Origin of the sequence: Pseudomonas sp. BF-RE-22, from assembly GCF_019956155.1 — a bacterium.
Classification (GTDB): domain Bacteria; phylum Pseudomonadota; class Gammaproteobacteria; order Pseudomonadales; family Pseudomonadaceae; genus Aquipseudomonas; species Aquipseudomonas migulae.
Window position 1 is genome coordinate 411,437 of the sequence record NZ_JAHBDD010000011.1, and the last position, 13,800, is coordinate 425,236.

Here is a 13,800-nt window from a genome sequence, read left to right on the forward strand (position 1 = left end):
CGAAGAGGCCATTTCATTCAACATTGATGTTGGATGTGATATCGCCTTCGCGAGCAAGCTTCGCTCCTACCGGTTCGGGTTATCCACAACTGTTCATAAAAAGGGCGCAGAAGATGTCCGAACACCGCAAATCGTTTCGCATCAAGATCAGTCACGAAAGCTTCGGCGAATGCCTCGGCCAGACCCGAAATCTCTCGACCACGGGCGTCTACGTCAAGCATCCGGGCTTGTCGGCGTTGCCCAAGGGGGCGGTGGTCTATGGTCAGGTACAGGATTTACCCACAGGCGCGCCGCGGGTTCGCATGGAAGTGGTGCTGGTAGACGCTGACGGCATTGGCCTGCGCTACCTCTGATCAGTGCGCCTGGCGCTCAAGTTTCTTCAGGAACACCGTCATCTCCTTCTCCGCCTGCTTGTCGCCGTGAGCACGAGCAGCTTCCAGACCCTGCTCCCACGCCTGACGCGCGGCCGGATAGTCCGCCAGCGCCAGATATGCCTTGCCCAACAGCTTCCAGGCCGCTGAATACTTCGGGTCGAATTCGACGCAACGCTGGAAATGCTCGGCGGCCTTGGCGTTTTCCCCGAGATCCAGATACCCCTTGCCGAGGCCGAAGCGCAGCAATGAGTTATCCACACCCTTGGCGAGCATTTTTTCCAGGGATTCGATCATGGTGCACCTCGGTTTTTGGGGGAGCTTCGGAATCGCCTTCGCGGGCAAGCCTCGCTCCTACAGGTAACATGCATATCCCTGTAGGAGCGAGGCTTGCCCGCGAAGAGGCCTTCGGATCAGAAAAAACTCAGGCCGACATGGAACAACTTCTCCACATCCCGAATATGCTTCTTATCCACAAGGAACAGAATCACATGGTCACCCGCCGCGATCACCGTGTCATCGTGGGCAATGATCACCTCTTCATCACGAATGATCGCGCCAATCGTGGTGCCGGGCGGCAGACCGATGTTCTCGATGGCCTTGCCGATCACTTTGCTCGACTTCGCATCACCATGGGCAATGGCTTCGATGGCCTCCGCCGCACCACGGCGCAATGAATGCACGCTGACGATGTCGCCGCGCCGCACGTGGGCCAGCAAGGTGCCGATGGTCGCCAGTTGCGGGCTGATGGCGATGTCGATGTCGCCACCCTGGATCAAGTCGACGTAAGCCGGGTTGTTGATGATCGTCATCACCTTCTTCGCGCCCAGGCGCTTGGCCAGCAGCGACGACATGATGTTGGCTTCGTCGTCGTTCGTCAGCGCCAGGAAGATGTCGGCGTCGGCGATGTTCTCTTCCATCAGCAAATCGCGGTCGGAGGCACTGCCTTGCAGGACCACGGTGCTGTCGAGGGTGTCCGAGAGATGGCGGCAGCGGGCCGGGTTCATCTCGATGATCTTCACCTGATAACGACTTTCGATGGCCTCGGCCAGACGCTCGCCGATCTGCCCGCCCCCGGCGATGACGATGCGCTTGTAGCTCTCATCGAGGCGGCGCATTTCACTCATCACTGCGCGAATATTCGCCTTGGCGGCGATGAAAAATACTTCGTCGTCCGCCTCGATCACCGTATCGCCCTGAGGCAGGATCGGCCGGTCACGGCGGAAAATCGCCGCTACGCGGGTTTCGACATTCGGCATGTGTTCACGTAACTGACGCAGTTGCTGACCCACCAGCGGTCCGCCGTAATACGCCTTCACCGCGACCAGCTGCGCTTTGCCTTCGGCGAAATCGATCACCTGCAACGCACCCGGATGCTGGATCAGGCGCTTGATGTAGTTGGTGACCACTTGTTCCGGGCTGATCAGCACATCCACCGGAATCGCTTCGTTATCGAACAGCTCGGAGCGCGTGAGGTACGCCGCTTCGCGTACCCGGGCGATTTTCGTCGGGGTGTGGAACAGGGTGTGGGCGACCTGGCAGGCGACCATGTTGGTTTCGTCACTGTTGGTCACCGCCACCAGCATGTCGGCATCGTCCGCGCCGGCCTGGCGCAGCACCGTCGGCAGCGAGCCGCGGCCTTGCACGGTGCGGATGTCCAGCCGGTCGCCGAGGTCGCGCAGGCGTTCGCCATCGGTGTCGACCACGGTGATGTCGTTGGCCTCGCTGGCCAAGTGTTCCGCCAGCGAACCGCCGACCTGCCCTGCGCCGAGGATGATGATTTTCATCCAGTCACTCCCTTAAAACCGGTTAACCGCGCGCGGCGGCGATCTTGATCAGCTTGGCGTAATAGAACCCGTCGTGGCCGCCTTCCTGTGCCAGCAGCTGGCGACCGTGGGGCTGCTTGATGCCGGCCGTGGTGGCGAGGTCCAGCTCACGGGCGCCCGGCGTGCGGGCGAGGAAGGCTTCGATGACTTCGGTGTTCTCGGTCGGCAACGTGGAACAGGTGGCGTAAAGCAGAATCCCGCCGACCTCCAGAGTTATCCACATGGCATCGAGCAATTCGCCTTGCAGCACTGCCAGCGCGGCGATGTCATCCGGTTGGCGAGTCAGCTTGATGTCCGGGTGACGACGGATCACGCCGGTGGCCGAGCATGGCGCATCGAGCAGGATGCGTTGGAACGGTTTGCCATCCCACCAAGTGGCCGTGTCGCGGCCGTCGGCGGCGATCAGTTCGGCGCTCAGGCCCAGACGTGCGAGGTTTTCTCGCACACGCACCAGACGCTTGGCTTCCAGATCCACGGCGACGACGCCCGCCAGTGCGGGTTCGGCTTCGAGGATGTGACAGGTCTTGCCGCCCGGAGCGCAGCAGGCGTCGAGCACCCGTTGACCCGGCGCAAGGTCGAGCAGGTCGGCGGCCAGTTGCGCCGCTTCGTCCTGCACGCTGATCCAGCCTTCGGCGAAGCCCGGCAGGCTGCGTACGTCGGCGGCGGCGTCGAGAATGATGCCGTCCCGGCTGTAAACGCACGCCGTGGCGGTGATGCCCGCTTCGGTCAGCAGACCCAAGTAGGCATCGCGGCTGTGATGGCGACGGTTGACCCGCAGAATCATCGGCGGATGCGCGTTGTTTGCCGCGCAAATGGCTTCCCACTGCTCAGGCCAAAACGCTTTCAGGGATTTTTGCAGCCAGCGTGGGTGGGCGGTGCGCACCACCGGGTCGTGTTCCAGCTCGGCCAGCAGCGCTTCGCTTTCACGTTGGGCGCGGCGCAACACGGCGTTGAGCAAGGCTTTGGCCCACGGCTTCTTCAGCTTGTCGGCGCAACCAACGGTTTCGCCGATGGCGGCGTGAGCCGGGACGCGGGTGTAAAGCAGTTGATAGAGACCGACCAGCAGCAACGCCTCGACATCGGCGTCGGCAGCCTTGAACGGCTTCTGCAGCAACTTGGCCGCGAGCGCCGACAAACGTGGCTGCCAGCGCGCGGTGCCGAACGCCAGGTCCTGGGTGAAGCCGCGATCGCGGTCTTCGACCTTGTCCATTTGTGTCGGCAGCGAACTGTTGAGTGAGGCTTTTCCGTTGAGAACTGCAGCAAGTGCCTTGGCGGCGGCCAGACGTGGATTCATTGAGCGTCCGCCGTTTGACCGAGCACGGTGCCGACGGCGAATTTCTCACGACGGCTGTTGAACAAATCGCTGAAGTTCAGCGCCTTGCCGCCGGGCAATTGCAGACGGGTCAGACACAGAGCCTGCTCACCGCAAGCGACGATCAGACCGTCTTTGCTGGCGCTGAGGATTTCACCTGGTGCGCCCTTGCCTTCGGCGAGGCTCGCGGCCAGCACTTTCAGCGCTTCGCCATTCAACGTGCTGTGGGTGATCGGCCACGGGTTGAAGGCGCGGACCAGACGTTCCAGCTCAATGGCCGGGCGGGTCCAGTCGATGCGCGCTTCGTCCTTGTTCAATTTGTGTGCGTAGGTGGCGAGGCTGTCGTCCTGCACTTCGCCTTCCAGCGTGCCGGCGGCGAGGCCGGCGATGGCTTGAATCACTGCCGGTGGGCCGAGTTCCGCCAGGCGGTCGTGGAGGCTGCCGCCAGTGTCTTCAGCGCTGATCGGCGTAGTGACCTTGAGCAGCATCGGCCCGGTGTCGAGGCCCAGTTCCATGCGCATCACGGTCACGCCGCTTTCGCTGTCGCCGGCTTCGACGGCGCGCTGGATCGGCGCCGCACCGCGCCAGCGTGGCAGCAACGACGCGTGGCTGTTGATGCAACCCAGGCGCGGAATATCCAGTACCACTTGCGGCAGGATCAGGCCGTAGGCGACCACTACCAGCAAATCCGGCTTCAGCGCGGCCAGTTCGGCTTGAGCGTCTTCGTTGCGCAGGGTTGGCGGTTGCAGCACCGGGATATTGTTTTCCAGTGCCAACTGCTTGACCGGGCTCGGCATCAGCTTTTGCCCGCGACCTGCCGGACGGTCCGGTTGGGTGTAGACCGCGACGATCTCGTAAGGGCTGTCGAGCAGGGCCTTGAGGTGTTCGGCGGCGAATTCCGGGGTGCCGGCAAAGACGATGCGCAGTGGCTCAGTCATGGGAAGCTCTCATTTACAAAGCAGTCGCAAAAGAAAAAGGCTTGCCGCAGCAAGCCTTTGAAAGGAGGGCATCAAGCGTTCTGGCGATGGAGCTTTTCCAGTTTTTTCTTGATTCGGTCACGTTTGAGATTCGACAGGTAGTCGACGAACAATTTGCCGTTCAGGTGGTCGCATTCATGCTGGATGCACACGGCGAGCAGGCCTTCGGCGATCAGTTCGTAAGGCTGGCCGTCGCGGTCCAGGGCCTTGACCTTGACCTTCTGTGGGCGATCGACGTTTTCGTAGAAACCCGGCACCGAGAGGCAGCCTTCCTGGTATTGCTCCATCTCGTCGGTCAGGGGCTCGAACTCGGGGTTGATGAACACCCGCGGTTCGGTGCGGTCTTCGGAGAGGTCCATCACGACGATACGTTTGTGCACGTTGACCTGGGTCGCGGCGAGGCCGATGCCTGGCGCTTCATACATTGTTTCAAACATATCATCGACCAACTGATGCACTTCGTCGTCCACTACGGCCACAGGTTTGGCGATAGTGCGCAGGCGCGAGTCGGGGAATTCGAGGATGTCTAAAATGGCCATAAGCTTGATTGCTGCACGTGTGAGGTAAAGTCGGGTCGATGGCCTGGCAGGTCCGAAGATGCAGGCTACCGTTGTGAAGCGTAGCTCCTTTTCTTTTAGGTAAAGAGTCGGGAGCGAGCCACGAGGGCTCTGGCGTTTCACGCGAACGCACATAATAAAGGGATTCACCGCATGAGGAAATCACTACTCGCCTTGCTCCTTCTGGCCTCGGCCGGTTTGGCGCATGGGCAAGTGCAACTCAAGGAAGGTTTTCCACAGCAATACACAGTGGCGGCGGGTGACACACTTTGGGACATCTCCGGGAAATTCCTCCGTGAGCCGTGGAAGTGGCCCGAGCTCTGGCAGGCCAATCCGCAGATCCAGAACCCCAATCTGATCTACCCCGGCGATTTGCTGTCGCTGGTCTACGTTGACGGGCAGCCGCGCCTGACCCTCAATCGCGGGGCTTCCCGGGGCACCATCAAGCTCTCGCCACGGGTGCACAGTTCGCCGGTGGCCGACGCCATCCCGAGCATTCCGTTGCAGTCGATCAACAGTTTTCTGCTGAGCAACCGCATCGTCGACAAGGTCGAGGATTTCGACAAGGCGCCTTACATCGTCGCCGGCGATGCCGAACGGGTGCTCAGCGGCACCGGCGACCGGATTTTCGCCCGCGGCCATTTCGATCCGAACCAGCCGGTCTACGGCATCTTCCGCCAAGGCAAGGTTTATACCGACCCCGAGAGCAAGGAGTTCCTGGGGATCAATGCCGACGACATCGGCGGTGGTGAAATCGTCGCTACCGAGGGTGATGTCGCGACGCTTGCACTGCAACGCACCACTCAGGAAGTGCGCCTCGGCGATCGCTTGTTCAGCGGCGAGGAACGATCTATCAACTCGACCTTCATGCCCAGTGCGCCAAAAAAACCGATCAACGGCCTGATCATCGACGTACCGCGCGGGGTTACCCAGATCGGCGCGATGGATGTCGTGACGCTGAACCGGGGCCAACGCGACGGTCTCGCCGAAGGCAACGTGTTGGTGGTGATGAAAACCGGCGAAACCGTGCGCGACCGGGTCTCCGGCCAGCCTCTGAAAATTCCCGATGAACGCGCCGGTTTGCTGATGGTGTTCCGCACCTACGACAAACTCAGTTACGGATTGGTGCTCACCGCATCGCGCTCCTTGGCAGTGATGGACAAGGTGCGAAATCCGTAAGCAGGCTCCACAAGTTACCAACAGAGTTATCCACAGCTTATTCCCGTTTGAACGGGGCTCATAACGATCAAGGATGATCCATGTCGCTGCCTGCTGTTACACCGGTTTCCCCTGCGGAACTGGAAGCCCGTTTACGTCTGCATCGTTTGCCGGAGCTCGGTCCTGCACGTTTCAGGAAACTGCTCGAAGCCTTCGGCTCGGCGTCCAAAGCCATCAGCGCGCCGGCCAGTGCCTGGCGTTCGCTGGGCTTGCCGTTTGCTTGCGCCGAGGCTCGCCGGGCCGATGATGTCCGGGACGGCGCCAGCCACGCATTGGCCTGGCTAGACCGTCCCGGCCAGCATTTACTGATGTGGGACCAGCCTGACTACCCGGCATTGCTGGCGGAAATCAGCGACGCGCCGCCACTGCTATTCGTCGCGGGCGATCCGGGCATACTGGAAAAACCGCAATTGGCGATGGTCGGCAGTCGTCGCGCTTCCCGTCCGGGGATGGACACGGCCGCCGCGTTTTCGCGCAGTCTGGCTGGCGCCGGTTTTGTCATCACCAGCGGTCTGGCGCTGGGGATCGATGCCGCCGCGCACCAAGCCGCTCTAGACGTGGGCGGGCAAACGGTCGGCGTACTTGGCACGGGACTTGAAAAGTTTTATCCACAGCGCAACCGCAGGCTTGCCGATGCCATGATTGCGTCGGGCAGCGCGGTGCTTTCAGAGTTCCCGCTGGACGCCGGGCCTACGGCCAGCAACTTCCCGCGACGCAATCGAATCATCAGTGGTTTGTCCCTCGGCGTGCTGGTGGTCGAGGCCAGTGTCGCCAGCGGTTCCTTGATCACCGCGAGGCTGGCGGCGGAACAAGGTCGTGAGGTGTATGCGATTCCGGGATCTATCCATCATCCCGGCGCGAAGGGGTGTCATCAGCTGATTCGCGACGGCGCGATGCTGGTGGAAACCATCGAACATATCCTCGAAGCGTTGCGCGGCTGGCAGCAGTTGCCGTTAGCCATGCAGGCTCCGTCGGTGGCTCATCCTCTGTTGATGCTGCTGCACGCGGCGCCGCACACCAGTGAAGCGTTGTCCGTCTCCAGCGGCTGGGCGCTGCCCAAAGTGCTGGCGGCGCTGACGGAACTGGAAATGGACGGCCGGGCGGTCTGCGAAAGCGGGCGCTGGTTTGCGCGGGTGAGCTAGGTTTTATAAGGAACATCGGTAAACTGCGCAGAGCCTTATTCCGGAGAGTTTTTCATGGTCAACAGTTGGCGTGTGCAACAAGCCGCGCAAGCCATTCGCGCAGGGGCGGTGATTGCCTATCCAACCGAGGCGGTCTGGGGCCTGGGTTGCGACCCGTGGGATGAAGAAGCGGTCGAACGTCTGCTGATGCTCAAGGGCCGGTCGGTGGACAAGGGCCTGATTCTGATCGCCGACAACATCCGCCAGTTCGACTTCCTGTTCGAAGATTTCCCTGAGCTGTGGATGGATCGGATGGCGAGCACCTGGCCGGGGCCGAATACCTGGCTGGTGCCGCATCGGAATCAGTTGCCGCAGTGGATTACCGGCGTGCACGAAACGGTGGCGTTGCGGGTCAGCGATCACCCGTTGGTGCGGGATTTGTGCGCATTGGTCGGGCCGTTGGTGTCGACCTCGGCCAACCCGCAGGGCCGGCCGGCGGCGCGGACGCGGATTCGCGTGGAGCAGTATTTCAGCGGGCAGCTTGATTTGATTCTTGGCGGCAACCTCGGTGGGCGCAAGAATCCGAGCGTGATTCGCGATCTGGCGACCGGGAACGTCATTCGCCCGGGTTGAGACCGCGTCATCGTTCTTCGCGGGCAAGCCTCGCTCCTACAGGGATCGCATACAAACTGTAGGAGCGAGGCTTGCCCGCGAAGAGGCCCTCAAGGCAACAAAACAGTCGAACCTGTCGTCCGCCGCGCCGACAACTCGGTCTGCGCCTTCGCCGCGTCAGCCAGTGAATACTTCTGGCTGATCTCCACCTTCAGCTTCCCGCTGATGATCATCTCAAACAACTCATCCGCCATCCGCTGCAGGTTTTCAGCGTTGTTGGCATAAGTCGCCAGTGTCGGCCGGGTCACGTACAGCGATCCCTTCGCCGACAGAATCCCCAGGTTGACCCCATCCACCGCGCCCGAAGCGTTGCCAAAACTCACCACCAGGCCCCGAGGCGCTGTGCTATCCAGCGAAGTCAGCCAGGTGTCTTTGCCGACACCGTCGTACACCACCGGGACTTTTTTGCCGTCGGTCAATTCCAGTACGCGTTGAGCGACGTTTTCGTGGCTGTAGTCGATGGTCGCCCACGCACCGTTGGCCATTGCCAACGCGGCTTTCTCCGGCGAGCTGACCGTGCCGATCAACTTCACGCCCAGCGCCTTGGCCCATTGGCAGGCCAGCGAACCGACACCCCCGGCAGCGGCGTGAAACAGAATGGTTTCGCCACCCTTGAGTTCATAGGTCTGACGCAACAGGTACTGCACGGTGAGGCCCTTGAGCATCACCCCGGCGGCCTGTTCGAAGCTGATCGCGTCCGGCAGGTGCACCAGATTGGCTTCCGGCAATACGTGAACCTCGCTGTAGGCGCCCAATGGGCCGCTGCCGTACGCCACGCGATCACCGACCTTGAAGCGGGTGACTTCGCTGCCCACCGCCTCGACCACGCCTGCACCTTCCGAACCCACGCCCGACGGCAAGGCGGGCGGCGCATAGAGGCCGCTGCGGAAATAGGTGTCGATGAAGTTCAGGCCGATGGCCTTGTTGGTCACGCGCACTTGCTGCGGGCCGGGCTCGGCCGGTTGGTAATCCACATACTCGAGCACTTCGGGGCCGCCATGGGCGCGGAACTGGATACGCTTTGCCATCAGAACTCTCCTTAGGTCTTTAGCTACTAGAGGTGTAGTGCCAAGCGCCCTATCGAACTCCCAAGCTTGATCCCCGTCAACTGTGGCGAGTCCATCTGCAATGTTATGCTACGCGCCCATTTGCGCCGGCCCCCGCTCCCATGGAGCGCCGCGTAGTTTTGCCCGATTCAAGGTGAAGACATGACGACCCGCACCGAGGCCGTAAAAGCCTACCTGCTCGACCTGCAAGACCGCATTTGCGCTGCCCTGGAAGCCGAAGACGGCGGCACGCAATTCGTCGAAGACGCCTGGACCCGGCCTGCCGGCGGTGGCGGTCGCACCCGCGTGATCGAGAACGGCGCGGTCATCGAAAAGGGCGGCGTCAACTTTTCCCACGTGTTTGGCAGCGGTCTCCCACCGTCCGCCAGCGCCCATCGACCGGAACTGGCCGGCCGTGGCTTTGAAGCCCTGGGCGTGTCGCTGGTGATTCACCCGCACAATCCGCATGTGCCGACTTCCCACGCCAACGTGCGCTTTTTCATCGCCGAAAAAGAAGGCGAAGAACCGGTCTGGTGGTTCGGCGGCGGCTTCGACCTGACCCCTTATTACGGCAACATCGATGACTGCGTGCACTGGCACCGCGTCGCCGAGCAGGCCTGCGCGCCGTTCGGTCCGGACGTCTATTCGCGCTACAAAGCCTGGTGCGACAGCTATTTCCACATCAAGCATCGCCACGAACCGCGCGGCATCGGCGGCCTGTTCTTCGATGATTTGAACGAGTGGGATTTCGATACCAGCTTCGCTTTCATGCGTGCCATCGGTGACGCTTACATCGACGCCTACTTGCCGATCGTGCAGCGCCGCAAAAATGATGCGTTCACTGCAAAACAGCGCGAATTCCAGGAATTCCGCCGTGGCCGTTACGTCGAGTTCAACCTGGTTTACGACCGTGGCACGCTGTTCGGCCTGCAATCGGGTGGGCGTACCGAGTCGATCCTCATGTCGTTGCCGCCGCAAGTTCGCTGGAGTTATGACTGGAAAGCCGAGCCCGGCAGCGAAGAAGCACGCCTGACCGAGTACTTCCTGCAAGACCGCGATTGGTTGGCCCAGGCCTGAACGAGGAATCCTGATGGACCGTTACGTCGTATTCGGTAACCCGATTGGCCACAGCAAGTCGCCGTTGATCCATCGTCTGTTCGCCGAGCAGACCGCTCAGCAACTGGACTACAGCACTTCGCTGGCACCGCTCGACGATTTTTCCGACTTTGCCCGGGAGTTTTTCCTGGAAGGTCGCGGGGCGAACGTGACGGTGCCGTTCAAGGAAGAGGCGTTCCGTCTGGCCGACAGTTTGACGGCGCGAGCGCAGCGGGCTGGCGCGGTGAACACCCTGAGCAAGCTCGCCGATGGCACGCTGCTGGGCGACAACACCGATGGTGCCGGGCTGGTGCGGGACCTGACGGTCAACGCCGGTTTCAGCCTCAAGGGCAAACGCATCCTGCTGCTCGGCGCCGGCGGCGCAGTGCGCGGAGCGCTGGAGCCACTGCTGGCCGAGCAACCCGCCTCGGTGATCATCGCCAACCGCACGGTGGAAAAAGCCGAGCTGCTGGCTGAGTTGTTTGCGGATCTGGGGCCGGTGTCGGCCAGTGGTTTCGACTGGTTGCGGGAATCGGTGGACCTGATCATCAACGCGACATCGGCCAGTTTGTCGGGCGATGTACCGCCGATTGCGGGCAGTCTGATCGAGCCGGGCAAGACCGTTTGCTACGACATGATGTACGGCAAGGAACCGACCTCGTTCTGCCGTTGGGCTACGGCGCATGGCGCTGCCGTGTCGATGGATGGTTTGGGGATGCTCGCTGAACAAGCGGCAGAAGCCTTCTTGCTGTGGCGCGGCGTACGCCCGGACACCGCGCCGGTGCTGGCCGAACTGCGCCGCCAATTGGCGCTATAAACACACACACACTGTAGGAGCCGGCTTGCTGGCGATTCAACGATAACGCGGTGTACCTGATACACCGCAGTGCCATTATCGCCAGCAAGCCGGCTCCTACAGGGATCGTGATTCAATCTTCGAAATGAATCGGACATTTCTCTGCGCCTTCGAGCTTTCGCAACTCCTCCACCACCGGCGGTCTCGCCCCGCGCAAGGTCAGGCTACGGTCCTGCTTGCGTAGTCGCCGCGCTTCCTGGTGCAGCATTTCCACCCCCGAATAGTCGATGAAGTTGATCTGCTGCGCCTCGATCACCACCCGCGCCCCGTGCATGCGTTGCAGGCGCACTTGCAGGTAATGGCTGGCGCCGAAAAAGATCGAACCGCCGACCCGCAGAATGTCTTCATCGCCGTCGCGCCAATGCTGCACCCGTGGTTGCGAGGTGCGCTTGAGGTAGAAAAACAACGACGCGAGCACGCCGGCATAGATCGCTGTCTGCAATTCCAGCAACAGCGTGGCGACACAGGTCAGCGCCATCACCATGAACTCGGCGCGGCTGACCCGCAGCAACGCACGAATGCCGCGATGATCGACCAACCCCCAGGCGATCAGCAGGATGCTGCCAGCCATGGCCGGGATCGGAATATGCGCAATCAGGTTGGCGCCGAAGATCGCAAACAGCGCCACCCACAACGCGGAAAACACACCCGCCATTGGCGAACAGGCACCCGCTTCGTAGCTGAGGCCGGAACGGGTGAAGGAACCGGCTGACAGCGAACCGGAAAAAAACGCACCGACCATGTTCGATAAACCCTGCGCGCGGACCTCCTGATTGGCATCGAGCAATTGCTGCGAGCGCGCCGACAAGGAACGGGCAATCGACAGGCTCGTCACCAGCCCGAGCATCCCCACCGCTACTGCGCTGGGCAGCAATCGCAAAATCATGTCCAGATCCAGTGGCAACGGGCTGAAGGGCGGCAACCGCCCGACAAACGCGCTCACCAGGTTCACGTGGCCGAACATCGATGGCCACAGCCAAACCAGCAACCCGGCGAGGATCAGGGTGATCAACAGCGTCGGCCAGCGAGGCAGCAACCCTTTCAGGATTATGCCGACGACAACTGTTGCCAGCCCCAGCACGAGCGAGGGTTTATCCACCGCATCGAGGTGCTGCAGCAGCATCAAAAAGCTGTCCAGTGCGGTGGCCTGGCTAGGCAAGTCCAGCCCCAGCAGGTTGGGCATTTGACCGATGGCAATCACCACGGCGGCCCCGAGGGTGAAGCCCAATACCACCGAGTGCGAGACAAAATTCACCAGCGCGCCGAATCGCAGCAAACCCAGTAGCCACTGGAAAATGCCGGCGAGCAGCGTCAGAAGCAGGATCAGCGTGATGTAGTCCTTGGACGCAGGGACGGCCAGAGGACTGACACTGGCGAACAGGACGATGGAGATCGCTGCCGTAGGCCCACAGATCAAATGCCACGATGAACCCCAGAGACAGGCGATCAGCACCGGGATGATGGCGGCGTACAAGCCGTATTCCGGTGGGAGACCGGCGATCAGCGCGTAGGCAATGGATTGCGGCAACGCGAGAATGGCGCCGCTGAGGCCGACGATCAGGTCACGGCCGACGCTGGCGCGGGTCTGCCGGGGCAACCACGTGAGGAAGGGGAAGAGTGAATGGCGGCTGGGGAAGGCCATGGGTCCTCTCGGTTGAAAATTTTGCGCAAGGGTATCAGGAGACGACGATCCTTCCCTTTGTAGGAGCGAGCGATGCGGCGATCCGACTTGCCCGCGAAGAACGTAACGCGGTTCTTTAGAAAAACCGCGTTATCGTTCTTCGCGGGCAAGCCTCGCTCCTACAGAGGATAGGATCACTTACAACTTGGCTTTTACCGCCGGCAACGCATCCTTGCCGTCTGCGGTCTTCACGCCTTCCAGCCATTTGTCCAGCACCGCCGGATTGGCCTTGATCCACGCCTTGGCCGCATCCGCATTGCTGACCTTCTTGTTCACCACATCCGCCATGATGCTGTTTTCCATCTCCTGGGTGAAACTCAGGTTGGTCAGCAACTTGCCCACATTCGGGCAGGCTTCGGCGTAGCCCTTGCGGGTCAGGGTATGGACGCTGCCGGTGTCGCCGAAGTATTTCTCGCCGCCCTTCAGATAATGCATTTTCAGCTGCACGTTCATCGGGTGCGGCGTCCAGCCGAGGAAGGTCACGAATTTCTGTTTCTTCACCGCACGAGACACTTCGGCCAGCATCGCCTGTTCGCTGGACTCGACCAGTTTCCACTGACCCATGTCGAAGTCGTTCTTCTTGATGATTTCTTGCAGTGAGATGTTCGCCGGCGCGCCGGAGCCGATGCCGTAGATCTTCTTGTCGAACTTGTCGGCGAACTTGTTCAGGTCGGCGAAGTTATGCACACCCGCGTCCCACACGTAATCCGGCACCGCCAGGGTGAACTCGGTGCCGTCGAGGTTCTTCGCCAGTTGCGTGACGTCGCCGGTGGCGACGAACTTGTCATAGAAACCCTGCTGCGCCGGCATCCAGTTGCCGAGAAACACGTCGACCTGGCCATCCTTCAACCCGCCAAAGGTAATCGGCACCGCGAGGGTGTCGACTTTGGGCTTGTAGCCCATGCCGTCCAGCAGAAACCCGGTGATGGCGTTGGTTGCGGCGATGTCGCTCCAGCCAGGGTCGGCCATTTTCACCGTCTCGCAGCTCTGATCGGCATACGCCGACGCACTGCCCAGAGCCAGCAGTCCGACCGTCAGTACTGTGGATAACTTTTGCATGGACTTCCC

The 13,800-nt window shown here is 61.4% G+C and carries 14 protein-coding genes; 6 read left to right on the forward strand and 8 right to left on the reverse strand.

Annotated elements, in window-relative coordinates; translation table 11 throughout:
• Positions 1 to 113: 113 nt before the first annotated feature.
• Positions 114 to 353: a PilZ domain-containing protein gene (locus tag KGA82_RS08445; RefSeq protein ID WP_008027574.1), complete on the forward strand. Its 240-nt coding sequence runs from the start codon at positions 114 to 116 to the stop codon at positions 351 to 353.
• Here KGA82_RS08445 and KGA82_RS08450 read toward each other — a convergent pair whose 3' ends face one another.
• From KGA82_RS08450 to def, 5 genes are all read right to left on the reverse strand, one after another.
• A complete protein-coding gene (locus tag KGA82_RS08450) occupies positions 354 to 668 on the reverse strand; it encodes a tetratricopeptide repeat protein (protein WP_207285000.1) in 315 nt (104 codons plus the stop codon).
• A gap of 116 nt (positions 669 to 784) precedes the next feature.
• Positions 785 to 2,158, reverse strand: coding sequence for a Trk system potassium transporter TrkA (trkA, locus tag KGA82_RS08455; RefSeq protein ID WP_008027578.1), 1,374 nt, complete (start codon positions 2,156 to 2,158; stop codon positions 785 to 787).
• A 22-nt stretch (positions 2,159 to 2,180) separates the two neighbouring features.
• Positions 2,181 to 3,491 carry a 16S rRNA (cytosine(967)-C(5))-methyltransferase RsmB gene (gene rsmB / locus KGA82_RS08460; protein WP_223450110.1) on the reverse strand — a complete coding sequence of 437 codons (1,311 nt, stop codon included), beginning with the start codon at positions 3,489 to 3,491 and terminating at the stop codon, positions 2,181 to 2,183.
• Positions 3,488 to 4,447, reverse strand: a complete 960-nt coding sequence (fmt, locus tag KGA82_RS08465) for a methionyl-tRNA formyltransferase (RefSeq protein ID WP_008027581.1) — start codon at positions 4,445 to 4,447, stop codon at positions 3,488 to 3,490. The genes rsmB and fmt overlap by 4 nt, the downstream gene beginning before the upstream one ends.
• A gap of 71 nt (positions 4,448 to 4,518) precedes the next feature.
• Entirely contained in the window at positions 4,519 to 5,025 is a 507-nt protein-coding gene (gene def / locus KGA82_RS08470) for a peptide deformylase (protein ID WP_223450111.1), read from the reverse strand.
• Between the two features lie 171 nt (positions 5,026 to 5,196).
• On the opposite strand from def, the gene KGA82_RS08475 reads away from it, so the two are divergent.
• The 3 genes from KGA82_RS08475 (at position 5,197) to KGA82_RS08485 (ending at position 8,015) form a co-directional block, all read left to right on the forward strand.
• Positions 5,197 to 6,222, forward strand: coding sequence for a LysM peptidoglycan-binding domain-containing protein (locus KGA82_RS08475; protein WP_192417806.1), 1,026 nt, complete (start codon positions 5,197 to 5,199; stop codon positions 6,220 to 6,222).
• An 80-nt stretch (positions 6,223 to 6,302) separates the two neighbouring features.
• Complete coding sequence (dprA, locus tag KGA82_RS08480) at positions 6,303 to 7,403, forward strand: DNA-processing protein DprA (RefSeq protein WP_008027588.1); 1,101 nt, start codon at positions 6,303 to 6,305, stop codon at positions 7,401 to 7,403.
• Positions 7,404 to 7,457: 54 nt separating this feature from the next.
• Positions 7,458 to 8,015, forward strand: coding sequence for an L-threonylcarbamoyladenylate synthase (locus KGA82_RS08485; RefSeq protein ID WP_223450112.1), 558 nt, complete (start codon positions 7,458 to 7,460; stop codon positions 8,013 to 8,015).
• A gap of 89 nt (positions 8,016 to 8,104) precedes the next feature.
• Here KGA82_RS08485 and KGA82_RS08490 read toward each other — a convergent pair whose 3' ends face one another.
• Positions 8,105 to 9,082, reverse strand: coding sequence for an NADPH:quinone reductase (locus KGA82_RS08490; protein WP_207285004.1), 978 nt, complete (start codon positions 9,080 to 9,082; stop codon positions 8,105 to 8,107).
• 180 nt (positions 9,083 to 9,262) lie between these two features.
• Here KGA82_RS08490 and hemF point away from each other — a divergent pair, with 180 nt between their 5' ends.
• Entirely contained in the window at positions 9,263 to 10,177 is a 915-nt protein-coding gene (gene hemF / locus KGA82_RS08495) for an oxygen-dependent coproporphyrinogen oxidase (protein WP_008027593.1), read from the forward strand.
• Between the two features lie 13 nt (positions 10,178 to 10,190).
• A complete protein-coding gene (aroE, locus tag KGA82_RS08500) occupies positions 10,191 to 11,012 on the forward strand; it encodes a shikimate dehydrogenase (RefSeq protein ID WP_223450113.1) in 822 nt (273 codons plus the stop codon).
• Between the two features lie 112 nt (positions 11,013 to 11,124).
• On the opposite strand, the gene KGA82_RS08505 is transcribed toward aroE, so the two are convergent.
• Both KGA82_RS08505 and choX read right to left on the reverse strand, forming a co-directional pair.
• The gene (locus KGA82_RS08505; protein WP_008044030.1) at positions 11,125 to 12,693 is read right to left on the reverse strand and encodes a SulP family inorganic anion transporter; all 1,569 of its coding nucleotides are present in this window, start codon (positions 12,691 to 12,693) and stop codon (positions 11,125 to 11,127) included.
• 177 nt (positions 12,694 to 12,870) lie between these two features.
• Positions 12,871 to 13,791 (reverse strand): choline ABC transporter substrate-binding protein, encoded by a 921-nt coding sequence (gene choX, locus KGA82_RS08510; protein ID WP_207285006.1) that lies wholly within the window; start codon positions 13,789 to 13,791, stop codon positions 12,871 to 12,873.
• Positions 13,792 to 13,800 lie beyond the last annotated feature (9 nt).